The organism is Sphingobium sp. B2D3A, from assembly GCF_025961795.1.
GTDB lineage: Bacteria > Pseudomonadota > Alphaproteobacteria > Sphingomonadales > Sphingomonadaceae > Sphingobium.
The window spans coordinates 3,470,541-3,493,393 of record NZ_JAOQOI010000001.1 but is presented as its reverse complement, the minus strand read 5'-3'; the positions used below and the strand labels follow the sequence as shown (position 1 = coordinate 3,493,393).

Here is a 22,853-nt window from a genome sequence, read left to right as displayed (position 1 = left end):
AAAAGGCGGCCCGGTCAGGCCGCCCCTTTCGAAAACGTCTCTGGCCGACTGGATCGGCCAGAAGCTCAGGCAGCCTTGACGGCCACCTTCTTGACGATCTCACGCTTCAGGCGACGCACGCGCAGCGAGAGCTTTTCGTCAGAGGTCTTGAGCAGCCAGTTATCCAGACCACCGTTATGCTCGACCGAGCGCAGGCCGTGGGTCGAAACCCGCAGCTTCACGCCACGCTCCAGCGTGTCGGAGATGAGCGTCACGTTCTGCAGGTTGGGCAGAAACACGCGCTTGGTCTTGTTATTGGCGTGGGACACGTTGTGGCCCACTTGGCGGCCCCGGCCGGTCAGTTCGCAGATGCGCGACATGTCAATCGATCCTGATACTTGGTCGTTCTGAAAGCGGCGCCGATACAAGGCGGGGGACGAATCGTCAAGGCGGTTTCCCGCAAAACGACCCTGTCCTTGCGCGCGGCCTAGCAGGACTGGCCTCGACAGGGAAGGGCGGATGAGCCACTAGCTGCGATCATGTCGAGCGCTTTTCCCCTGCCCGAGCCGATGCGTCTGGCGCTGGGCTGCGCGCGCCGCGCTGCGGACGCGGGGGAAGTGCCGATCGGCGCTGTGATAACGCGGAATGGCGCGGTGATCGCGCAGGGCGAGAATCGCAACCGGCGCGATCGCGATCCCACGGCGCATGCCGAGATCGTCGCGATCCGCGCTGCCTGCGCGCATCTCGGGCAGGACCGGCTAAGCGATTGCGACCTGTGGGTGACGCTCGAACCCTGCCCCATGTGCGCGGGGGCCATTGCCCATGCCCGGATCGCCCGGCTTTATTATGGCGCGGCCGATCCCAAGGGCGGGGGCGTCGAACATGGCGCGCGGGTGTTTGCGCAGCCGCAATGCCATCACCGTCCGGAGATCTTCCCCGGCATCGGCGAGGACAGCTCAGCGCGCCTTTTGTGGGACTTTTTCGCCGCGCGGCGGTGACGCGGTTGCAGAAGACGCCTGCGTCTCCAGCGGCGTGATCCGGTAAAGCCGGTAGGGCAGCTCGCTCGCCGCCTTGACGGTGACCGGCGTCAGGAAGGGGAATGTCTCGCCACGCGCCAGCCGCGCATAGAAGCCCTTGGGGCTGCGGCGCTGGTAGATCGTCCCTTCCGGGAAGCCGGGACAATAGAGCAGATAGCTCGCGCCGCGCTTCTGCGCGATCTTGCGGAATGTCTCGGGCGACCCATCGAAGGCATGATGCACGTCGAGAATGGCTTCCTGATTGCGGTGATAGGGGCCGGCAATGACCGTGTGATGCGTCATGGCGATGAGGCGCGGCCCGAGATCGACAAGGGTGAAGATCGTCGCAGGCGCGATCTGGTCGAGCGGTTGCAGCGCAGGCTGGGTGCGGCAGCGCACTTCCGGTCGATGCGCGCCGGTGAGGGGCTTTGCCACGGGCTTTGAGATAGCGGACAGGTTGGCCGCCGGTGCCGCGTTGGCGCTGTTGGCTGAGGCGTTCTTCGCCGAGGGCGGCGCTTGGTTGCGCGTCGGACGCGCGGCGTTCGCCTGGTTTTCTGGCTTGGGCGCCTGGGCAAAGGTCTTCGAAACGATGGGATAGAGGAAATAGACGCTGCTCGCCCAGATGAGGACGAGCGCGGCCGGCACGGCGAGCAATCGCCGCACCCACGAGCCGGTGATGAGGGTCACGATGATCGCCCAGCCGGCCCAGGCGACCGGCGGGATGGCCAGAAGTTGCGCGGCAGGGCCGGCGCGGATCTGCCAGAAAGTCAGCGCGATGGCGAAGGCGATCATCAGCGTGACCGTGGCCCAGGCCCACATCCGCTCCGAATCGCGGCGGGCGGCCCAGCAACCGATCAGGCCGCACAGTAGACCTGTGACCGGCAGGCTGATCATAGGCACCCAGCTCGATTGCGCCTGCACGTAGATCGGCTTGGCCTCGCGGATGTAGATCAGCCAGCTCTTCTGGAGTTCCGGCGAGATGCCGTAGAGGTCCGTCACGCAATTGGGCCAGCTCAGCCATGCAAAAGCGAGAACGGCCGCTCCCCCAAGGGCCGCGGCCCCCAGGCGCTGCAACCAGCCGCGGAGCGGCAGGAGAGTGAGGCCGTAAAGCACGCCCGCCGTCAGCACGAGTACGCTGGCCCAGACCGGTGAGATGGCATCGCATACCGGCGCGCGATTGGCGTTGCTGGCGAACAGCGCGTAGCCAAGCGCCGTCGTGCCGCCGAGGCCAAGCGCATAGGGGCGGACGCGGCGGGCAGCGCCTTCCTTGAAAATCCACCGCAAGGCAATGAGCGCGCCGGCCCCGACGAGATACACCAGCATTTCCATGCCGATGACCACGGAGAGAGCGCTTGCAACGCCGGTGACGACCCCGCCGCGCGTCCATTTGCGATCGACAAGGCCGGCCAGGGCGGTCGCGGTGAGCGCCAACTGCCAGCCATGATGATCGATGCGCAGCGGCATGAACATGGAGAGGCCCATGCCGGCGCCCAGCGGCAGCAGCATCGCGATGAACCAGCCTTGGCCCTGGCCACGATCCGACAAGCGCCGGGCGATGAAGGCGAGGGCGAGCATCAGCAGCAGCAGCGGGAGCAAAGGCTCGACGCCAACCGCCAGTTCCTCGGCGCGCGCGCGATCGGTGAACAGGCTGAAGAAGAGGATGAGGGCGGCGATCGGCAGATCGACCAGCCGGCTCCAGTGGATATTGGCGCCATCGGGCGGGGCCATGCGGTGCTGCCGCAAATCCCACCAACTCTGCCCGGCGAGCCAGTCCCTCACCTGAAGATACCGCATATTATCGTCGGTATCGCCAAGGGAGAGGAAGCGAATGGCATCCGCGGAGCGATTCAGGAAATAGGCCGCGATGATCAGCCAAGCGATGACGATCAGCCAGCGCCATTCACGCTGCGCGAACCCATCTATGGCGCGCCACAGCCGGCTCGCGCGCGATGTCCACCCGCTTTGAGTGGCAGAACTGTCAATCCGCATGGTTCAGCGCCCGATAGCCATATGTGCAGGAACAGGCAGGGCGGCCTCGTCGTCCCGATACGCCTGCGGTCTTCCCCAATGGGGAACCGCGACCATTGCCGCTGCCGAGTTCACGGCCTAGGGCTTAGCCATGTGCATCAAAAGCGCAACGGGGCAAATCACACATGAGTGAATCGAAACGCCGGTCGGCTGAAAGTGCGTGTAGCTGATGATCGGTGGACAACTCGTGCGCTATGTGCTGACCGGCGGCTTCGTCACGGCGCTGCAGGCTGGCGTCTACTGGGTTCTGGCGCAATTGCTGGGCGTCCACCCGCAACTCGCGAATGTCTGCGGCTATCTGGTTGCGGTAGCTACAGGCTATGTGCTGCATGGCCGCTTCACATTTCGGGGGCATGGTAGCCGGGATCGTCCGGTGGCGCAGGCGGTGCGCTTTGGGATCGTTTCACTGCTCAGTCTGGCGCTCAACGCCTTCTGGGTCTGGCTGTGCGTGGAACGGCTGATGCTGGCGCTCTGGTCGCCGATTCCCTTGATGGGCGTGGTCACGCCGGTGCTGGTCTTCACGCTCAACCGCCAATGGGTGTTCCGCTAAGGCGAGCGCGCAATAAAAAAGGGCCGCCGGATCGCCGGCAGCCCTTTTCGAATTCTTACGGCAAAGCCGTGTATTACATCGCGTTGTTGGCGACGTTGCTGGCACCGTTCGCCATGTTGTCCATCGCGTTGCCCGCGGCGTTCATGGTGTTGTCGGCAGCGTTTTCCACGTCGTTCGACATGTTCACGGTGTTGTTGACGGCTTCGTTGGTCTCGGACTTGGAGCACGCGGCGAGGCCGAGCGAAGCAGCCAGAACAAGCGAGATGGCAATAGTCTTGGTCATGGGCAAACCCCTTGATGAATTCAAACCGAGCAGAAGCTGTGGAAGGGGTCCCCCCCCTTTGCCTGCGGAGCGATTCGTATCGATTTGTGAGCGCCAGCGCAATCCCTTGGTAATGATGCCCATTAACCAGCGATGAAAGCTATGGCTTGAACTGCCTCCGCGGATGCCGCAGACAGCCGGGCAATGCTGGGACAACTCGATCTTTTCCGCGCTCTTGCCGATCCCACGAGGCTGCGGATCGTGCATCTTCTGCGTGAGATGGAACTGGCGGTGGGCGAAGTCGCGCTCGTCGTCGGGCAGAGCCAGCCCCGCGTCTCCCGGCATGTCCGCATATTGGTCGAGGCCGGGCTGGCGGAACGCCGGAAGGAGGGCAGTTGGGTGTTCCTGCGCCTGTGCGGGGGACGGGAGACGCCGGCATTGCTGGCCCTGCTTGACGCGGCGGCGCCATCGGCGAGCGAGCGGCTGTGGATCGAGGCGGACCAGGCCCGCCTTACGGCCGTTCGGGCGGAGCGGGCGCGCGCGGCCGAGGATTATTTCGCCAGCCATGCCGAGGAGTGGGACGCCCAGCGCTCGCTCTATGTGCCGGAGGCCGATGTGGAAGCGGCCATGCTGGCGATGCTCAAGACGCACAAGCTTGGCCGCTTGCTCGATGTGGGAACGGGGACGGGGCGGATCGCGACGCTGTTCGCCGCGCAGTCCGAGCAGGTGCTGGCGATCGATCGCAGTGCCGAAATGCTGCGGCTCGCGCGCGGGAAGCTGCCGCGCGACATCGCCGACCGGGTGCATTTTCTGGCCGGTGATTTCAGTGCCTTGCCCATCGAGGATGGATCGGCCGACACGGCGATTTTGCATCAGGTGCTGCATTATGCGCAGGCGCCCGAACGGGTCATCGCCGAGATCGCGCGCACCTTGCGGCCGGGCGGGCGGCTGCTGATCGTCGATTTCGCGCCGCATGAGCGGGAGGAATTGCGAACGCGCGACGCCCATAGCCGGCTGGGCTTTTCCGACGAGCAGATCAGGGCATGGTTTGCCGCGGCGGGCGTGGCGCTGGAACAGGTGGATACGCTGGCGGGAGGCGAGTTGACCGTGAAGCTGTGGCTCGGCCTGAGCCAGCGCGTGCCGCTAGCTCCAAAAAAGGACGCCCGACGCGCATAAACGCCGGGCGCCGCGACTGCATTGCGCAACGAGGGAGATCAGTCGCTCGGCACGAGGTGGCGCCGGCGCGCCATCAAGGCCAGCCGGTCCTTGACCGCCAGCTTGAGGCGCTTGAGTCGCTGCAGCTTTCCGAAATCCGGCGCGCGCTGCCGCTGTTCAAAGCGCAGGGCTTCATCGAGCTTCTGGTGCCGATCGAGGAGACTGAAGATATGCTTGGACATATGCCACTCCGTTGGAAGGTTTCCAAAACTCGGGTGACAACCGGGCGATGATCTTGTCTGCATGGGGGTGCCAGACGTCGCACCGGTGTCACCCGATGCGGTCCGACATCACGAGCTGACGCAGGGGGAACGTCGTTGCTCGCCAGAGGGGCCCGGCCCGCACATCCAATGTAGCAAGCCGGGACGGCTGTTCAAGTCTGAACAGGCTTTTTCTGTCGCAAAAACCGCCTCATAGCGGGCGTGGCGCGGAGCGACCGGCGTTATTCGCCGAGTTGGCGGGCTTCCTGATATTTGAGCTCAAGATAGCGGTTATGAACCGCGAGCTTGTCGAGATCGCCATCGGCAAGCTGGGCCGTCATATGCGCGATCTCCTGCTCGATGACGGAGAGGCCCTCGACCAGCTGCGCGTCCGGCACGCGGCCGTTGCGAGGGACATGACGCAGCGGTTCGGGAATCGATTGATAGCCGGTAACCAGCTCCGGCAGATGGTCGCTGAGCAGGCGCCGGACCTCGACGGCGGCGGGCTGGCGGGGGTCGAGCTTGGCGAGCTGCGGTGCCAGCGTTTCCAAGCGGTTGCCGATGGCGTTGACGATGGGAATGGCGGGCGCCGGGAGCGCGCGACGCTGGTTGTCGAGCCAGATCTCGGTCTTTTGCGGAAGCGTCTTGAGGTCCGCCTGCGCGAGCCGTTCCGGCTCCATGACGCGCGGCTCGGTGGAGATGAACGCGAAAGCGAGGCAGGCGATGAGCAGGCCCATGACCAGCAGAACGCCCGTGGTGCCGATGCCACCCAGCACGAACCCGGCAATCGCCGCGCCCACCAGCACGGCAGCGACCGCGAGGATCATGCGCTTGAGCCGCCGCGTCCAGTCGCGCTGCATCCGGGCGATCTTGCGACCGGTATGGCGGTAGCGCTCGCTGGTCCGCGCAATCAGCTCATTGGCGCGCTGGACGATCTCGTCGACTTCGCTGGGCATGGCGGCCGTGTTACTCGATCGCCGTCAGCGGAGACTGACCGCTGGTGACCGCTGCCTGCGCGCGGGCCTGACCCTCCGCGCGCGCGATATAACCTTTCGACTTCTCGACTTCAGTGCTGAGCGTGTTCACCGTCGTCTTCATATTCTCCAGCGCTTTCAGCTTGAAGGTGTCGATATTGTCCATGGTGTCGTAGATATTCTGGAAAGCGCGCTGCAGCGTCTCCAGCGGGATTGTGCTGCTGGCCGCCTGCTCATGGATTTGCGCCGACTGGGTCTTGAGCAGTTCGCCCGTCGAATCGATGAGATTGGCCGTGGTCGTGTTGAGGGCGGTGATCTGGTCGAGGACCAGCTTCTGCCCGGCCAGTGCCTGCGCCACGGTGACCGCCGTGCGCAAGGCAGAGACGGTGGTCGTGCTCGCACGGTCGACGCCCTTCACCAACTCGACATTGTTCTTCTTGACCAGATCCAGCGCCAGATAGCCTTGCACGGTGACCGCCATTTGCGTCAGCAGGTCCTGGGTGCGCTGGCGCACGTAGAACAGCGCGCTCTCCTTGATGGCCTTGCTCTTGGCCGGATCGGTCGCCTCCAGCTCGAAGGCTTTTTGTTCGAGCCGCGCGTCCATGGCCTTGGCGATGTGGATCATCTGCTCCAGCCGGCCCATGGTCGCCCACATGTTCTGCCGCTCGACATCGATGGCGGCATTGTCCTTGATCAGCGTGTCCTTGCCGCTGGCGAGGCTGCCGAGGATTGAGTTGATGTGCGTCTGGCTCGACTTGTAGCTGTCGAAATAGTTGCGCATCTTGTTGCCGAACGGGATGATGCCGAAGAGCTTGCGCGGCGCGAGCAGATTGCCGCGCTTGCCGGGATCGAGATCCTCGATGACACGGCGCAGCTCGGCAAGGTCGGTTCCGACATTGCTGTCCGCGTCCATGGCGCGCACCGGGCGATCGAGGAAGCGGTTGGAGTGGCCGGCAGCTTCCGCAATCTCCTTGCGGCCCATATTGGTGATCTGATCGACCTTGGCGCCGAACTCGGGGGAATTGGCGTCGAGCGCGGCCAGTTCCTCGACAAAAGCATCGACCTTTTCGTCGAGCTTGCTCTTCTTCTCATCTTCCAGCGGGACGAGGCCGGCAGCGCGTTCAGCCGTCACATTGGGCACCACCTCGGGTGGGGTGAGATCGAGCTTGTCTTGGGTCGTCGTCGCGCTGGTCGCCATCTGGGTCTCCTTGGGGTGTAATATTGCGATATAACACCGCCGGTTCAAGGCCGGTCTTCAGTATAGGGGTCATGGGGCAGAGAAGTAAGTCCCTGGAGGCGAGGACGTGGATTGCGATGCGCGGCCACGGCCCTCGCGAGGAGACGCGGGGCCGAGCGATGGTAAATCAAATCTAAGCCATTTGAGGCTAGGCCCTGCCGCCTTGGAGAGAACATTGCAAAGGCGGCGGAAATGCACCACCATCATCGCTTCGAGAGGATGTCCCTTGGAAGGCGGGTGGACAGGCAGGCAGCCTGTCAGGCATCGGGGGGCGCCATTATGGATGTTTATGATCTCGTCGTGATCGGCAGTGGGCCGGCCGGGCGCCGGGCAGCGGTGCAGGCCGCAAAGCTCGGTAAATCGGTGCTGGTGGTGGAAGGGCGCAAGCGTGTCGGCGGCGTGTCCGTGCACACCGGCACCATTCCGTCCAAGACCCTGCGGGAGACCGTGCTCAATCTGACGGGCTGGCGCGAGCGCGGCTTTTACGGCCGCTCCTACCGGGTGAAGAAGGACATTGGCGGCAGCGATCTCGATCACCGGATCGACAAGACGCTGGAGCATGAGGTGGACGTGCTGGAGCACCAGTTCCAGCGCAATGGCGTGCGCACGCTGGAGGGGTTTGCCCGCTTCACCGATCCGCACACGCTGCTGGTCACCGCGCCGGACGAGAGCGAATTGCGGGTGCGTGGCGAGCGGATCCTGATTGCGGTCGGCACTGCGCCGTTCCGGCCGGATAATATCCCGTTCGATGACGATATCGTGCTGGACAGTGACGTGCTGATCGAGGCGCCGCGCGTGCCGCGCTCGCTGGTGGTCATAGGCGCGGGCGTCATCGGCATCGAATATGCGACGATCTTCTCCGCGCTGGATGTGGCGGTGACGCTCATCGAGCCGCGCGAGACATTCCTGGACTTCATCGACCGGGAGATCATCGAGGAATTCATCCACCAGCTGCGCGACCGGGGCATGACCATCCGGCTGGGCGCCAAGGTCACCAACGTGGCCAAGGATGCGAGCGGAGCCGTCGTCACGACGCTGGAGGACGGGCGCGCCATCCGCTCCGAGATGATGCTGTTCGCGGCCGGGCGGGTGGGCGCGACGCATACGCTCGGGCTGGAGCATTGCGGACTGGCGGTGGACAATCGCGGACGGCTGAAGGTCGACCCCAAGACGTTCCAGACCGAGGTGCCGCATATCTACGCGGCGGGCGACGTGATCGGCTTTCCAAGCCTTGCCTCGACCTCGATGGAGCAGGGACGGATCGCGGCGTGCCATGCCTTCGATCTGCCGATGCCGCCGGCGCCGGCCTATTTCCCCTATGGCATCTACGCGGTGCCGGAGATTTCCACGGTCGGCATGAGCGAGCAGGACGTGAAGGCGAAAAAGATTCCCTATGAATGCGGGATCGCGCGCTTTCGCGAAACCTCGCGCGGGCACATCATGGGGCTGGATTCAGGGCTGATGAAGATGATCTTCTCGCTCAAGACGCGGCGGCTGCTTGGCGTGCACATCATCGGCGAGGGCGCAACGGAGCTGATCCACATCGGCCAGGCGGTGCTGAACCTCAAAGGCACGATCGATTATTTTATCGAGAACACGTTCAATTATCCGACGCTCGCGGAGGCCTACAAGATTGCGGCGCTGGATGCATGGAACCGGATGCCGCGGGAGGGGTGAGGGTTCGGTTCTTCACTTCGTCATTCCCGCGAACGCGGGAATCCAGTTGCGCCTTATCCGCTTAGACCCAACGCCGAATCTGGATCCCCGCGTTCGCGGGAATGACGGGGGTGAGAATGAGCGCTCGGGGGGGGGTAAACTGACCCCCCTCAAAAACTCTCTTCGCCGTAGACCTTCGTGATGTCGCCGGCCCATGCGCCATTGTAGCGATCCAGCAGGCGTTCGGCGTGGGTGCGGCCGGTGGCGACGACTTCGTCCAGCGCGGAGAGGTAGCCGCCTTCATTTTCGCCGATGCTGTTGAGGCGGGCGCGGGCGGTGAGGCCGGCGCGGGCGATGGCGAGGACCTCGCCGGCGATGTCCTGCAGGGTGCGGCCGCCGGGGACGGGCGCGCCAAGGGCGAGGCGGGGGACTTCGGTGCGGAGGGTCTCGCGCTCCTCCATCGTCCAATCCTTCACCAGATCCCAGGCGGCATCGAGCGCGCCGTCATCATAAAGCAGGCCGACCCACAGGGCGGGCAGGGCGCAGATGCGGTTCCACGGGCCGCCATCGGCGCCGCGCATTTCGAGGAAGCTCTTCATGCGCACTTCCGGGAAGGCGGTGGAGAGGTGATCCTCCCAGTCGCCCATGGTCGGGCGCTCGCCGGGGAGGGCGGGCAGCTTGCCATTGAGGAAGTCGCGGAAGCTCTGGCCGGCGGCGTCGATATATTTGCCGTCACGGAAGACGAAGTACATCGGCACGTCGAGTGCGTAATCGGCATAGCGCTCGTAGCCGAAGCCCTCCTCGAACACGAAGGGCAGCATGCCGGTGCGGTGCGGATCGGTGTCCGACCAGATGTGGCTGCGATAGGAGAGGTAGCCGTTGGGCTTGCCCTCCGTGAACGGCGAATTGGCGAAGAGAGCTGTCGCCAGTGGCTGGAGCGCGAGGCTGGTGCGGAACATCTTCACCATGCGCACTTCGCTGGAATAATCCAGATTGACCTGAATCGTGCAGGTGCGCAGCATCATGTCCAGGCCCATGCTGCCGACGCGCGGCATGTGCTGCAGCATGATGCCATAGCGGCCCTTGGGCATGATCGGCAGCTCTTCGCGCGTCTTGTCCGGCCACATGCCAAGGCCGAGGAAGCCGAGGCCGAGCTTGTCGCCGACGGCCTTGACCTGTTCCAGATGCCGTCCGGTTTCGGCGCAGGTCTGGTGGAGATTGTCGAGCGGGGCGCCGGAGAGTTCGAGCTGGCCGGCAGGCTCAAGGCTGATCGTGCCATCGCTGCCTGACAGCGCAATGACCTTGCCGCCTTCCTCGACCGGTTCCCAACCGAACGTGCGCAGGCCATCGAGCAGATCGCGAATGCCGCCGGGCTCATCATAAGAGGGGGCGCGGTGGTCTGCGAGGCGGTAGACGAACTTCTCGTGCTCGGTGCCGATTTTCCAGCGATCCGCAGGCTTTTCGCCATCCTGGAACAGGCTGATGAGCTGGCTGCGAGACTCGATGATCGGATCTTCGCCCGCCGTTTCCTTGCGTGTACTCATTGCCTGATCCGGTCCTCGCCCTGCATCGGCGCGCCCATAAGAGGTTTGCCGCGCCCGCGCAAATTCATTTCGATTCGAAACTTGTCCAGTCGCCGTTGAGCGCCATCCAGCAGGCCGTGGCGGCGATGGCGGCTGTCTCGGCGCGGAGGATTCGCGGGCCAAGGGAGATGGGGCGGGTGGCTGCATGCGCGCGGATCAGGGCGCGCTCCTTCTCGGTAAAGCCGCCTTCCGGCCCGATGAGCAGGGCGGCCGGGCCGCTGTTCGCCGCAAAGCTCGTGGTCATCGGCTCGCCACCCGTCTCGTCGGCGAAGAAGAGGGTGCGGTCAGCCGGCCAATCGGCGAGCAGGACGGGGAGGGTGGTGAGGTCGGAAAGCTCGGGCAGCGCGGTGCGGCCGCATTGCTCTGCGGCCTCGACCAAATGGGCGTGCAACCGCTCGCCGTTGACCTTGTCGACGATGCTGCGCTCGGTGCGTACCGGGACGAGACGCGCGACGCCCAGTTCGCAGGCCTTTTCGGCGACCAGATCGATCCGGCCCTTCTTGATCGGGGCGACACAGAGCCAGAAATCCGGCACGCTCTCCGGCGACCGCGTCTGCGCCGTGCAGCGCAGGACGAGATCGCGCTTGCGGACCTGCTCGGCGGTGGCGCTCCATTCGCCCGAGCGGCCATCGAAGAGAAGGACGGTGTCGCCCTCGCGGATGCGCATCACCGAAATCAGATAATGAGCGCTGTTGCCCTCGACCGGCACGGCGATGTGATCGCCAAGCTCTGTTTCGACGAACAGGCGCGGCGTGGACTTGGGCGGCCAGGCAGGGGTGGCGGGCATGGGCATTGCCCTAGTGCATCGTCCGTTGAATCGGCAACGCCTCAATTCCGTTCTTGTCGAGCGAAGTCGAGACACTCGACAGCATGGCGTAAGGTCGAGGGGCGTGTCTCGACTTCGCTCGACACGAACGGTGGCCGCTCAAGGCACACGGGCAGAGGCCGTCAGGAGGTGGCGGAAGAGGAGGTCCGGCTCGACGAGGGGTTGATCGGATGGTCGCTCCTGGCGCAGGGGTGGGGCGACCATCAAGGCAACAGGGACTAGCAAGGCGATGGAGCGCAGCGAGCCGCAATATGTGCCGGATACCGAAGTACAGGGTCTCTTACGCCTGCTCCCCGCTGCGGCACGGCCCTACGCGATGCTGGCGCGGTTCGATCGGCCGATCGGCTGGTGGCTCCTATTTTGGCCCGGCGCTTGGGCGATTGCGCTCGCCGGCGGGGTGCCGGAGCGCTGGACGATGCTGCTCTGGTTCCTGCTCGGCAGCATCGCGATGCGGGGGGCGGGGTGCGTCTACAATGATATCGTAGACCGCGACCTCGACGCGAAGGTGGCGCGGACCGCCAACCGGCCCATCGCCAGCGGCGCTGTGTCGCTGAAGGCGGCTTGGGCGTGGTTGCTCATCCTGTGCTTCATCGGGTTGATCGTGCTGCTGCAATTGCGCTGGCAGGCGCAGGTCGTGGCGCTGGCGAGCCTTGCGCTGGTCGCGGCCTATCCGTTCATGAAGCGCATTACCTGGTGGCCGCAGGCTTGGCTGGGGCTGGTGTTCACCTGGGCCGCCCTAGTCGGCTGGGTCGAGATCAGCGGGGGCATGAACGCGGCTGGCCTGTTGCTCTATGGCGGCGCCTTCTTCTGGGTGATCGCCTATGACACCATCTATGCCCTGCAGGACAAGGAGGATGACGCGCTGGTCGGTATCCGCTCCAGCGCCCTGGCGATGGGCCGGCATGTGCGGGCGGGCGTGGGGCTTTGCTTTGCCCTGTCCCTCCTTCTGTGGGGCGGCGCGCTCTGGCAGGTGCTGCCGAGCTGGCTCTCGCTCGTGGCCTTGATGCCTCTGGCGGTGCAGTTCGGCTGGCAGGTCGGGACCTTGCGCGAGGATGGCAAGGATCCGCTCATCAAGTTTCGCTCCAACCGCTTTGCCGGTTTGCTGATGTTCGCCGCCTGCCTTGCGGTGGGCAGTGCTTGACGAACGCAGCGGGGGCGGGCAGGCGCAGGCAGCCTGACACCGCCGGGGAGCGCCAATGCTGCGTCGCATCTATGAATGGACTCTCGAGAAGGCCGGGCATCGCACCGCGCCGCGCTGGCTGTTCGGCATCAGCTTCATGGAAAGCAGTTTCTTCCCGATTCCGCCGGACGTGCTGCTGGGGCCGATGTGCCTTTCCAAGCCTCACAAGGCTTTTCAATACGCGTTGATCTGCACCGTGGCGTCCGTGCTGGGCGCATTGCTCGGTTATGTCATCGGCATGTTCCTGTTCGATACGATCGGGCGGGCGATCCTCGATTTTTATGGTCTGACGGCGGAGTTTCAGCACTTCGCGCAACGCTTTAACGAGCAAGGCTGGTTGATCGTGCTGCTCGCCGGCTTCACGCCGCTGCCTTTCAAGGTGATCACCATTGCGGCGGGCGCCACCGGGATGCCCCTTTATGTGCTGGTGATCGCGAGCATCATTTCGCGGGCCGCGCGCTTCTTTCTGGTCGCAGGTCTGCTGTGGAAGTTCGGAGAGCCGATGAAAGCCTTTATCGACCGGAACTTCGGGCTGATCACGGCAATTGTCGGCGCGTTGGGCGTCGGCGGGTTCGTGCTGGTCAAGTATCTGGTGTGATGGCGTGACAATCTCCCCCGCGCCTTACCGGATCGCTGCGGCCTTCGTTGCGCGCAGGCCGGGGGTGACGGCCCTGCTTGCCGGGCTGATCTCAGCCACTGGCTTCGCGCCGCTCGGGCTGTGGCCGGTGACGCTCATCATGCTCGCGCTGGTGATGCAACTGATCTGGGTGGCGTCGGACCGCAAGAGCGCAGGGCAGATCGGCTATCTGTTCGGCCTCGGGCATTTCATGCTCGGGCTCAACTGGATTGCCCATGCCTTCACCTTTCAGGATTCGATGCCGGCTTGGCTGGGCTATCCAGCGGTTGGGCTGCTCTCGGTGTATCTGGCGGTTTATCCGGCGATGGCCGCCATGATCGGCTGGACGCTCGGGCGGGACCGGCCGCAGGTCTTCGCCCTGTTTCTCGCCACGGCGTGGCTGCTGACCGAATATCTGCGCGCGAGCCTGTTCACCGGTTTCGCCTGGAACCCGCTCGGGGTGATCTGGCTGGGCACGGGCGTGGAGCAGACGGCCATCGCCATCGGCACTTATGGTCTTGGTCTGGTCGCCATGCTGGCGGCGGCGGCCTTGTGGTGGCTGGCGCACCGGCAATGGCGGCCGGCAGGTCTCATGATCGTCGGTCTGGCGCTGGTGGCTGGGCTGGGGCTGCTGCGGGCGAGCTATATCGGCGCAAACGGCCAGTCTGGCGCCCTTGCCAACATCCATGTGGTGCAGCCCAATATCAATCAGAACGAGAAGTACGACGCCAATCTTGAAATCCTGAACTTCCGCCGTCTGGCGGAGCTGACCATGCTGCGGTCCGGCAAGCCTGCGTTGATCTTCTGGCCGGAGGCAGCCGTACCAGCGGTGCTGGATATGGAACCACGCTGGCGCGGGCGGATCGCCTCGCTGCTGGGGATGGACGATCTGCTGATGCTCGGCGGTGACAAATATCATTTCCACGAGCAGGGCGGCGTGGTGGATACGCAGGTTCTGGAGGGCGCCAATAACAGCCTGTGGGTGCTGGACGCGCGCGGGGACCTTAAGGGCCGCTACGACAAGGCGCACCTCGTTCCTTATGGCGAATATCTTCCTATGCGCCCGGTGCTGGAGGCGATCGGCCTTTCCCGGCTCGTGCCGGGCAGCGTCGACTTCTGGCCCGGGCCGGGGCCGCGCACGCTCGATCTGCCTGCGACGCCGGATGGCGGGCAGGCGCGCGGCAAGCTGCGGATGGCGGTGCAGATCTGCTACGAGATCATCTTCTCCGGGCAGGTGATCGACCGGGCTAACCGTCCCGATTTCCTGTTCAACCCGTCCAATGATGCGTGGTTCGGTAGCTGGGGCCCGCCGCAGCATCTGGCGCAGGCGCGGCTACGGGCGATCGAGGAGGGGCTGTCGGTGATCCGCTCGACCCCCACCGGCATTTCGGCGCTGGTCGACCCCGCCGGGCGTGTCGTGCGGTCCATACCCTTCCAGCAGGCGGGTGCTTTTGAGGCACCCCTGCCGGCGCCGCTTCCGCCCACCTTGTTCGCACGGCTGGGCAACCTGCTGCCGGTCGGCCTGGCCGTGCTGCTGCTCGCAAGCGGCGTTGCTATCGCCCGGCGCACTCGCTAAGGAGCGCGCAACATAAACATTTCTTTATATGAACTGCGGCCCCGAACTTCCGCCACGAGAGCCGCTAGAAGAAAGGTCACGATCTCCCATGCGTTCCAGCTATCTCTTCACGTCTGAATCCGTTTCCGAAGGGCACCCGGACAAGGTTTCCGACCAGATCAGCGATTCGATCGTCGACCTGTTTCTTTCCAAAGACCCCGAGGCGCGCATCGCCTGCGAGACGCTGACGACGACGCAGCTGGTGGTGCTGGCCGGCGAGATCCGCTGCAAGGGCGTGTACGAGAATGGCCAGTGGGCGCCGGGCGCGCTGGAGGAAATCGAACGCACGGTCCGCCAGACGGTCAAGGACATTGGCTATGAGCAGGAGGGCTTCCACTGGGAGACGCTGCGCTTCGAGAATAATCTCCACGGCCAGAGCGAGCACATCGCGCAGGGCGTGGACGCGAGCGGCAACAAGGATGAAGGCGCTGGCGACCAAGGCATTATGTTCGGCTATGCCTGCAATGAGACGCCGGACCTGATGCCGGCGACGCTGGATTACAGCCACAAGATCCTCGAGCGCATGGCCGCCGACCGCCACTCAGGCGCCGCGCCCTTCCTGGAGCCGGACACCAAGAGCCAGGTCACATTGCGCTTCGAGAACGGCAAGCCGGTCGCCTGCACCGCTATCGTCGTCTCCACCCAGCATGCCAAGGGCTATGATGCCGGCGAAAAGGAAGCCGAGCTCAAGGCCTATGTGAAGAAAGTGGTCGCCGATGTCCTGCCCGACGCGCTGCTGAGCGACGAGACCGAGTACCACATCAACCCGACCGGCAGCTTCGAGATCGGCGGCCCGGACGGCGACGCTGGCCTGACCGGCCGCAAGATCATCGTGGACACTTATGGTGGCGCGGCACCGCATGGCGGCGGCGCGTTCTCCGGCAAGGACCCGACGAAGGTTGACCGTTCGGCGGCCTACATCACGCGTTATCTCGCCAAGAACATCGTGGCGGCGGGCCTGGCCAGCAAGTGCACCATCCAGCTGGCTTATGCCATCGGCGTGTCCAAGCCGCTCTCGCTCTATGTCGATACGCACGGCACCGGCACGGTGGGCGACGACAAGATCGAGGCGGCGATCGGCAAAATCGAGAAGCTGGGCGGCCTGACCCCGCGCGGCATCCGCACGCATCTGGGGCTCAACAAGCCGATTTATCGCAAGACCGCAGCTTACGGCCATTTCGGCCGCAAGGCGGAAGGCGACTTCTTCCCCTGGGAAAAGACCGATCTGGTCGAGGACCTCAAGGCCGCGCTGGGCTGAGCCGAAGCGCTCCTTTGCGTTCCAAGAGATAGGGAACGGCGCGAGGCTTGCTTCGCGCCGTTTTTCGTAGGTGCTGCGCGGGCGGATGAAAGCAGGCACCGCGCGCGCCGTCCCCCGTTTCCTCCAGCGACAAAATGATCTAGGCGCACGCGCATGACTGCGCACAAATCAGGCGATCCCACCACGCTCAACCGTCTCTATGGCCGCCAATCCGGCCATAAGCTGCGGCAGGGGCAGCAGGCCCTGGTCGATGAGCTGCTGCCGGCGATCAGCGTGCCCGAGGAGGGCGAGATCACCGCCGAGCGCTTGTTCGGCCCGACCGCCTTTGGCGAGCGACCGCTGCATTTCGAGATCGGTTTCGGCAGCGGCGAGCATCTGGCCTACCGCGCCGATATGCTGCCGGACCATGGCTTCATCGGCTGCGAGCCCTTTCTCAACGGCGTGGTCGGCGCGTTGGGGCATGTGCGGGACCAGCATCTGGGCAATGTCCGGCTGCATATGGGCAATGCCCTCGAAGTGCTGGCGCGCATCCCCGATGGGGCGCTCAGCTTCGTGTATCTGCTCCACCCGGACCCATGGCCAAAGGCCCGCCACGCCAAGCGGCGGATGATGAACAAGGGGCCGGTCGACATGATCGCCGCCAAGCTGAAACCGGGCGGCGAATTCCGGTTCGGGACCGATCATCCGATCTACCTGCGCTGGGCGCTGATGGTGATGCGGGACCGCGAGGACTTCGACTGGCTCTGCGATAGCCCGCGCGATTTCCTCAACCGTCCGGGCGGCTGGCCGGAAACCCGCTATGAGGCCAAAGCCCGCAGGCAGGGACATGAGGTCTGGTATTTCCGATATCGGCGGAAGTGAAAATAACCATTTAGGTTATTTATTGTTGACATCGTGACGCTGTCTGGTTAGAAGAAGGCATCATCGCAATTCGAATCGCTCGAGCGGGCCGCTTTGATGGAACCGGCCACCTCGTCATGCGGCGCGTTGCGAAGGCCTCTCTCAACAGGATGGTGTTCATGACGCAACGCCCGATCGGTGCGCCGCGACTGCGCATGTCGCGTCCCCGGCGCCCGCGCTGGACAATCCAGCGTCGCCGCCAGTTTCTTGCGGTGCTCGCCGAGACATCCAATGTCAGTGCAGCGGCGCAGGCGGCCTCTATGCACCGATGCACGGCCTATGCGCTCAAGGGGCGCGACCCGGACTTCGCACGAGCCTGGAAGGAGGCGCTGGAGCAGGGCTATTCCGACCTCGAATTGCACCTAATGCGCCAATCGATGGACGGGACGATGCGAACCGAAACGGTTATCGATGGCGAAACCAAGGCGGTCAAGCAGGTGCGGACCATCCACAGCTATCCGTTGACGGTGGCCGTGCGATTGCTGACAGCCCATCGGCAGGAGGTGGAATCCTGGCGGCGCGAAACCGAGGCGGCAAGTGGCGCTGGCGATGACCCGGAAGATCTGGACGGGCTGGATGCCGAACTGGAGGCCATTTGCGAGCGGTTCCTCACGGAGGACGATGGAGAGGAGAATGCCGGGGAGCCAGCAGGTGAATGACGACAGGCTGTCGATGATCGATCGCCTGGCCAGACTGAGCCCCACGCGGCGGCAGCAATTGTTACGAAACTTGTCACTCTTGCAACGGCGGCGCTTGATGCAGGCTTGGCGCTTTCGGGCGCGACCTGCGCAATTGCCGCCGCCGGGCGACTGGTTCACCTGGATGATCATGGCGGGGCGGGGCTTCGGTAAGACGCGGGCTGGTGCCGAATGGGTACGAATGGTGGCCGAGGGCGATCCCACCGCGCGGATCGCTTTGGTTGGGGCGAGCCTGCATGAAGCGCGAGCTGTGATGGTGGAAGGTGAGAGCGGGCTGCTTGCCATCGCGACGCAGGGCATTGAACCGAAATGGTTTCCTGCCAAGCGCCAGTTGCGCTGGCCGGGTGGGGCGTGCGCCATGCTCTACGGCGCTGCGGACCCGGAAACGTTGCGCGGACCGCAGCACAGCCATGCCTGGGCGGACGAGATCGGGAAGTGGCCGCGCGGAGAAGCGGCGTGGGACAATCTGGCGATGGGGCTGCGTCTGGGCAATCGACCGGCCATCGTCGCGACCACCACGCCGCGCGCCGTGCCACTGGTCCGACGCCTAGCTGCCGATCCGCGCGTGGTGGTGACGCGGGGCAGCACGCAGGACAATCGAGGTGCGCTTCCGCAGAGCTTCCTCGCGGAGATGGAACGCAATTTCGGAGGCACGCGGCTGGGGCGACAGGAGCTGGATGGCGAATTGTTGCTCGATCATGAAGGCGCGCTGTGGACGCGGGCGCTCATTGAGACGTGCCGTTTAACGGGCCCCGTGCTGGAGCGTGGGGATCTGGTGCGGGTCGCGGTCGGCGTTGATCCGCCAGCCAGTGCGGAGGGCGACGCTTGCGGCATCATTGTCGCAGGAATCGATCACGCCGGCACGGCAATCGTGCTGGAGGATGCGAGCGTCGAGCGGGCGAGCCCGCAACGCTGGGCACAGGCTGTAGCGCACGCCGCGGAGCGCTGGGCGGCAGATCGCATCGTGGCGGAAGCGAACAACGGCGGCGAGATGGTGCGTACCGTGCTGCGCGGGGCCGACATGGCCCTGCCGGTCCGTCTGGTTCATGCGGCGCAGGGCAAAGTGGCGCGAGCCGAGCCGATTGCCGCCGCCTATGAGGCCGGTCGGGTCCGCCATGCCCGACCCTTTGCGATGCTTGAGGACCAGTTGTGCGGCTTGTTGATCAATGGACGTTACGAGGGGCCGGGACGATCGCCTGACCGTGCGGATGCCCTCGTCTGGTGCCTGACCGAACTGCTTTTGAAGACCAATCCGCAGGCGCGGGTGCGATCACTCTAGCTTGTCGCTTCACCCCGTTTCGGGAACGATACGGAAGTGCTTGCTATTGGTTGCAAGCAGGCACAGCATGATCGTCCCATGAAGCTGTCCCCAGGAGCTTCCACGGGTGAACGACATTTTGGAGAAGATTGCCGAGGCATCCAGCCTCCCGCTGCTGTGGCGCGGGATGACGCGCTATTATGCGCGCAACGGCTTCGGCGCGGTCAGCTATTATTGGGTGAAAATCGGCACCAACATGCCGGCGACCCTGCCGCTGCAACATGGCTTCTCCAAAAAGGAGGTGGCGCTCTATTGCTCGTTCGATTTCCAGCGGCTGGATATCGTGCCGCGCGCGGCGCTGGCAGCAGGCGTACCAATTCGGTGGCATGAGGTGTGGGGCAATACCGAACTGACGGTCGAGGAGCGCCAGTTTCTGGAGGCCATGCGGCAGATCGATTTCACCGATGGGTTCTCCTTGCCTTGCTATGGCCCCGGCAATCGCAATGGCGTTGTTGGCCTTGGAAGGATCGCGCCGGATGCGGACCTGAGCGAAGAGCGGATGACCCAACTGCATTTTGCGGCGCAAGCGGCGCATTTGCGGATCTGCGGTCTCTTCGCGGAAGAAACGGGGCGCGAACGGCAACTTTCTGCGCGGGAAAAGGAGATCCTGCATTGGGTGGCGCGGGGTAAAAGCAACACGGTGATTGCCGACATCCTCCAGATATCGCCGGGAACGGTCGATACCTATATGCGGCGGATTTACGAGAAGCTGGAGGTGTCTGACCGGACGTCTGCCGCCGTCAAAGGTGTGGGGTCGGGCTTGATCGCGGCCTGATCTCCGCGCGATCGCGGGGTTTGCCACGTATCGGCCGTCGCGACCCATAAGTGAATCTTGCAGCCGCCAGCCCCGACGCTGGCGGCTTTTTCGTGCGCAAGCGAGGAGACGATCAGGTGAAATGGTTTGGACGAAAAGCCGCGTCGACACCGACGCGGCCGCCGCTGGCGCGCGCCTGGCTGGGGCTTGGCTGGGCAGGAGCGGGCGACTGGCCGCAAAGCTATGAGGCGCAACTCAACGCGGCAGTGATTGCCAACCCGGTGGCGCAGCGTGCGGTGCGGCTGGTGGCGGAGGCGGCGGGAAGCGCGGCGTTGCACGCGGTGGCCGCCAAGGAGGGGGATGCGCAAGCGGCTCTGGCGCTCGTGCAGCGGCGCGTGGCGGGGCAAAGTCTCATTGAGACGCTCGCCGCGCATGTGCTGCTGCATGGCAACGGCTACGCACAGATTGGCCATGGCGCCGATGGTCTGCCCGCGACCCTCTATGCCCTGCGCCCCGAACGGGTGACAATCGAGCAGGATCGCGCCGGCTGGCCCGTGGGCTATCGCTACCGGGCGGGCGATAGCGAGATGCGCTATGCCAGCGAGGACGCGGCGGGGCGGACTGCGGTCATCCATGTCAAAGCGATCAACCCGGCAGACGATCATTATGGGCTAGGCTGCCTGGGCGCTGCAGCGGGTGCGGTGGCGATTCACAATGTGGCGACGCAGTGGAACAAGGCGCTGCTCGATAATGCAGCGCGGCCATCCGGGGCGCTCATTTATGCGCCGGGCGATGGCAGCGTGCTCGCGCCTGAGCAGTTCGCTCGGCTGAAGGCCGAACTGGAAGGCGCATTTCAGGGTGCGGACAATGCGGGGCGGCCGATGCTGCTGGAAGGCGGGCTGAACTGGCAGTCGATGAGCCTTTCCCCGCACGACATGGATTTTGTGGCGCTAAAGGCAGCGGCGGCGCGGGACATCGCGCTCGCCTTCGGTGTGCCCCCCGTGCTGATTGGGATGCCGGGGGACAGCACCTACTCGAATTATCGGGAGGCCAATAAGGCGCTGTGGCGGCAAAGCGTGCTGCCGCTGCTGGCCAAACTGCTCGGCGCGCTCGGGCAGGGGCTGCGCGACTTCTGGCCCGAACTGGTGCTGGAGGTCGATCTCAACCGCTTGCCCGCGCTCGCCGAGGACAGGATGCTGCTGTGGGACCGGATCGAGAGGGCAGATTTCCTCTCGACCGAGGAAAAGCGCGCGATGCTGGGGCTGGACGCCACGCGCGCGTGACCGCCGGGATCGTGCGGTTCGCCGGCTATGCGGCGATCTTCGACAAGATTGATCAGGGCGGCGATGTCATCGCGCCGGGCGCCTTCTCGGCCAGCCTCGCGCGCCGTGCGGCGACAGCGCTGCCGCTGCTCTGGCAGCATCGGGCGGGCGCGGTGATCGGGCGGATCGATCATGTCGCGGAGGATGCGCGCGGGTTGCGAGTGATCGGCACGATTAGTGCGGCCGGGCCAACAGCGGAACAGGCGAAGGCGCTGCTGCGCGATCGCCGGATTGAGGGATTGTCCTTCGGCTATCGCGTGGTGGCGGCGCAGGGCCATCAACCCCGACGGCTGGATGCGCTCGATCTGGTCGAGGTGAGCCTGGTGACTCACCCGATGCAGCCGCTGGCGCGGGTTCACGCGGTGGAGGCTGGCTAACAGCGCGCGCCGATTTTCTGGATGTTCGAGGGGCCGACTGCGGCCCCTTTTTTGTTTTTGACCGCAGGAGAATGACGCAATGCAGGACGTGGAAACCAAGAGCCTTGAGGAGAGCTTCGACGCGATCCTGCAAGCAGACCGGCTGACGGGCATGGAAGCCCGGATGGACGCCTTTGACGAAGCGCTGCGCAAGCAGGCCGAGCGGGCGATGGCGCTGGCCGGTCGGCCGCCTCTGGACGGCGCCAAGGGCAGCGACGTCGACCCGGCGCGGGCAGCCTTCACCGACCGCTATCTGCGGCGCGGCATCGAGGCCGGTGTGGAGCTGAAGAGCTTCTCGGGCGCGAGCGGCGGCAGCGGTGGCTATGCGGTGCCGCGCGAGATCGACCAGATGATCGACGCGGCGCTCAAGTCGATTTCCCCGATCCGCGCGGTGGCCAATGTGGTGCGTACGGGGTCGGCGGGATACCGCAAGCTTGTGACGACTGGCGGTGTCGTATCCGGCTGGGCGGCCGAGACGGCAGCGCGGCCCGAGACGGCGACCCCCACCTTCCAGGAAATCGCGCCGCCCTCGGGTGATCTTTATGCCAATCCATCGGCCAGTCAGGCGATGCTGGACGATGCCCAGTTCGATGTGGAGAGCTGGCTCGCCGAGGAAATCGCCCGCGAATTTGGCCGGGCCGAGGGCGCGGCATTCATCAATGGCGACGGGACGAGCAAGCCCAAGGGCTTCCTGACCTATGCCACCACCAATCAGGCGGACAGCGTTCGTCCATTCGGGTCGCTGCAATATGTCGCATCCGGGGCAGCGGGCGGCTTCCCGGCCAGCAATCCGCAGGATCGGCTGATCGACCTCGTCCAGTCGCTGCGGGCGCCCTATCGGCAGGGTGCGGTATTCGTGATGAATGCCGCGACGCTGGCGACGATCCGCAAGTTCAAGACCAGTGACGGCGCGTTCCTGTGGCAGCCGAGCATGATCGCAGGCCAGCCTGCGACGCTGCTTGGGTATCCGGTGATCGAGGCCGAGGACATGCCCGACATCGCCGCCAACAGCCTCTCCATCGCCTTCGGCAACTTCGCCAATGGCTATGTGATCGCTGAGCGCAGCGAGACGAGCATTCTGCGCGATCCCTTCACCAACAAGCCGTTCGTCCACTTCTACGCAGTGAAGCGGATCGGCGGCGCGGTCGCCAACAGCGAGGCCATCAAGCTCATGAAGTTCGCCGCCTCCTGAGGAGGCCCCGATCGGCGAACCGATGAGGGGCGCCATGCCGGTCTCTCCCCGCCGGCAT

At 64.9% G+C, this 22,853-nt stretch carries 23 protein-coding genes; 15 read left to right on the top strand and 8 right to left on the bottom strand.

Going from position 1 to position 22,853, the window contains the following annotated elements; all coding sequences use genetic code 11:
• Nucleotides 1-65: 65 nt before the first annotated feature.
• Nucleotides 66-359 (bottom strand): 50S ribosomal protein L28, encoded by a 294-nt coding sequence (gene rpmB / locus M2337_RS16295; RefSeq protein ID WP_181560391.1) that lies wholly within the window; start codon nt 357-359, stop codon nt 66-68.
• Between the two features lie 159 nt (nt 360-518).
• Here rpmB and M2337_RS16290 point away from each other — a divergent pair, with 159 nt between their 5' ends.
• Complete coding sequence (locus M2337_RS16290) at nt 519-977, top strand: nucleoside deaminase (RefSeq protein ID WP_264571081.1); 459 nt, start codon at nt 519-521, stop codon at nt 975-977.
• On the opposite strand, the gene M2337_RS16285 is transcribed toward M2337_RS16290, so the two are convergent.
• Nucleotides 936-2,984 (bottom strand): hypothetical protein, encoded by a 2,049-nt coding sequence (locus M2337_RS16285; protein ID WP_264571080.1) that lies wholly within the window; start codon nt 2,982-2,984, stop codon nt 936-938. The genes M2337_RS16290 and M2337_RS16285 overlap by 42 nt on opposite strands.
• 208 nt (nt 2,985-3,192) lie before the next feature.
• Here M2337_RS16285 and M2337_RS16280 point away from each other — a divergent pair, with 208 nt between their 5' ends.
• Nucleotides 3,193-3,573 (top strand): GtrA family protein, encoded by a 381-nt coding sequence (locus tag M2337_RS16280; RefSeq protein WP_264571079.1) that lies wholly within the window; start codon nt 3,193-3,195, stop codon nt 3,571-3,573.
• Between the two features lie 73 nt (nt 3,574-3,646).
• On the opposite strand, the gene M2337_RS16275 is transcribed toward M2337_RS16280, so the two are convergent.
• Nucleotides 3,647-3,856, bottom strand: a complete 210-nt coding sequence (locus M2337_RS16275; protein WP_181560387.1) for a circumsporozoite protein — start codon at nt 3,854-3,856, stop codon at nt 3,647-3,649.
• Nucleotides 3,857-4,039: 183 nt separating this feature from the next.
• On the opposite strand from M2337_RS16275, the gene M2337_RS16270 reads away from it, so the two are divergent.
• Nucleotides 4,040-5,011 (top strand): ArsR/SmtB family transcription factor, encoded by a 972-nt coding sequence (locus M2337_RS16270; protein ID WP_264571078.1) that lies wholly within the window; start codon nt 4,040-4,042, stop codon nt 5,009-5,011.
• 38 nt (nt 5,012-5,049) lie between these two features.
• Here M2337_RS16270 and M2337_RS16265 read toward each other — a convergent pair whose 3' ends face one another.
• From M2337_RS16265 to M2337_RS16255, 3 genes are all read right to left on the bottom strand, one after another.
• Complete coding sequence (locus tag M2337_RS16265) at nt 5,050-5,232, bottom strand: DUF465 domain-containing protein (RefSeq protein WP_181560385.1); 183 nt, start codon at nt 5,230-5,232, stop codon at nt 5,050-5,052.
• A gap of 260 nt (nt 5,233-5,492) precedes the next feature.
• On the bottom strand, nt 5,493-6,206 hold the full coding sequence (locus M2337_RS16260; protein ID WP_264571077.1) for a hypothetical protein: 714 nt from the start codon (nt 6,204-6,206) through the stop codon (nt 5,493-5,495).
• 10 nt (nt 6,207-6,216) lie between these two features.
• The gene (locus M2337_RS16255) at nt 6,217-7,422 is read right to left on the bottom strand and encodes a toxic anion resistance protein (protein WP_181560383.1); all 1,206 of its coding nucleotides are present in this window, start codon (nt 7,420-7,422) and stop codon (nt 6,217-6,219) included.
• 318 nt (nt 7,423-7,740) lie between these two features.
• Here M2337_RS16255 and sthA point away from each other — a divergent pair, with 318 nt between their 5' ends.
• The gene (sthA, locus tag M2337_RS16250; protein ID WP_264571076.1) at nt 7,741-9,138 is read left to right on the top strand and encodes a Si-specific NAD(P)(+) transhydrogenase; all 1,398 of its coding nucleotides are present in this window, start codon (nt 7,741-7,743) and stop codon (nt 9,136-9,138) included.
• Between the two features lie 149 nt (nt 9,139-9,287).
• On the opposite strand, the gene M2337_RS16245 is transcribed toward sthA, so the two are convergent.
• Nucleotides 9,288-10,661, bottom strand: a complete 1,374-nt coding sequence (locus M2337_RS16245) for a glutamate--cysteine ligase (protein ID WP_264571075.1) — start codon at nt 10,659-10,661, stop codon at nt 9,288-9,290.
• A 64-nt stretch (nt 10,662-10,725) separates the two neighbouring features.
• On the bottom strand, nt 10,726-11,487 hold the full coding sequence (locus tag M2337_RS16240; protein WP_264571074.1) for a 16S rRNA (uracil(1498)-N(3))-methyltransferase: 762 nt from the start codon (nt 11,485-11,487) through the stop codon (nt 10,726-10,728).
• A 268-nt stretch (nt 11,488-11,755) separates the two neighbouring features.
• Between M2337_RS16240 and ubiA the strand changes: the two genes are divergently transcribed.
• From ubiA to M2337_RS16185, 11 genes are all read left to right on the top strand, one after another.
• Nucleotides 11,756-12,667, top strand: a complete 912-nt coding sequence (ubiA, locus tag M2337_RS16235) for a 4-hydroxybenzoate octaprenyltransferase (RefSeq protein ID WP_264571073.1) — start codon at nt 11,756-11,758, stop codon at nt 12,665-12,667.
• A 55-nt stretch (nt 12,668-12,722) separates the two neighbouring features.
• Nucleotides 12,723-13,304 carry a YqaA family protein gene (locus tag M2337_RS16230; protein ID WP_264571072.1) on the top strand — a complete coding sequence of 194 codons (582 nt, stop codon included), beginning with the start codon at nt 12,723-12,725 and terminating at the stop codon, nt 13,302-13,304.
• Between the two features lie 4 nt (nt 13,305-13,308).
• A complete protein-coding gene (lnt, locus tag M2337_RS16225) occupies nt 13,309-14,898 on the top strand; it encodes an apolipoprotein N-acyltransferase (protein WP_264571071.1) in 1,590 nt (529 codons plus the stop codon).
• An 88-nt stretch (nt 14,899-14,986) separates the two neighbouring features.
• Nucleotides 14,987-16,195: a methionine adenosyltransferase gene (gene metK / locus M2337_RS16220; protein ID WP_264571070.1), complete on the top strand. Its 1,209-nt coding sequence runs from the start codon at nt 14,987-14,989 to the stop codon at nt 16,193-16,195.
• A gap of 153 nt (nt 16,196-16,348) precedes the next feature.
• Nucleotides 16,349-17,056 carry a tRNA (guanine(46)-N(7))-methyltransferase TrmB gene (trmB, locus tag M2337_RS16215; protein ID WP_181560376.1) on the top strand — a complete coding sequence of 236 codons (708 nt, stop codon included), beginning with the start codon at nt 16,349-16,351 and terminating at the stop codon, nt 17,054-17,056.
• Between the two features lie 158 nt (nt 17,057-17,214).
• Nucleotides 17,215-17,754, top strand: coding sequence for a hypothetical protein (locus M2337_RS16210; protein ID WP_264571069.1), 540 nt, complete (start codon nt 17,215-17,217; stop codon nt 17,752-17,754).
• 13 nt (nt 17,755-17,767) lie between these two features.
• Nucleotides 17,768-19,072: a DNA-packaging protein gene (locus tag M2337_RS16205; RefSeq protein ID WP_413716239.1), complete on the top strand. Its 1,305-nt coding sequence runs from the start codon at nt 17,768-17,770 to the stop codon at nt 19,070-19,072.
• A 106-nt stretch (nt 19,073-19,178) separates the two neighbouring features.
• Nucleotides 19,179-19,886, top strand: coding sequence for a helix-turn-helix transcriptional regulator (locus tag M2337_RS16200; RefSeq protein ID WP_181560374.1), 708 nt, complete (start codon nt 19,179-19,181; stop codon nt 19,884-19,886).
• Between the two features lie 116 nt (nt 19,887-20,002).
• Nucleotides 20,003-21,148: a phage portal protein gene (locus tag M2337_RS16195; RefSeq protein WP_264571067.1), complete on the top strand. Its 1,146-nt coding sequence runs from the start codon at nt 20,003-20,005 to the stop codon at nt 21,146-21,148.
• Nucleotides 21,145-21,564 carry an HK97 family phage prohead protease gene (locus M2337_RS16190; RefSeq protein ID WP_264571066.1) on the top strand — a complete coding sequence of 140 codons (420 nt, stop codon included), beginning with the start codon at nt 21,145-21,147 and terminating at the stop codon, nt 21,562-21,564. The genes M2337_RS16195 and M2337_RS16190 overlap by 4 nt, the downstream gene beginning before the upstream one ends.
• A 79-nt stretch (nt 21,565-21,643) precedes the next feature.
• Nucleotides 21,644-22,795, top strand: coding sequence for a phage major capsid protein (locus tag M2337_RS16185; RefSeq protein WP_181560371.1), 1,152 nt, complete (start codon nt 21,644-21,646; stop codon nt 22,793-22,795).
• Nucleotides 22,796-22,853 lie beyond the last annotated feature (58 nt).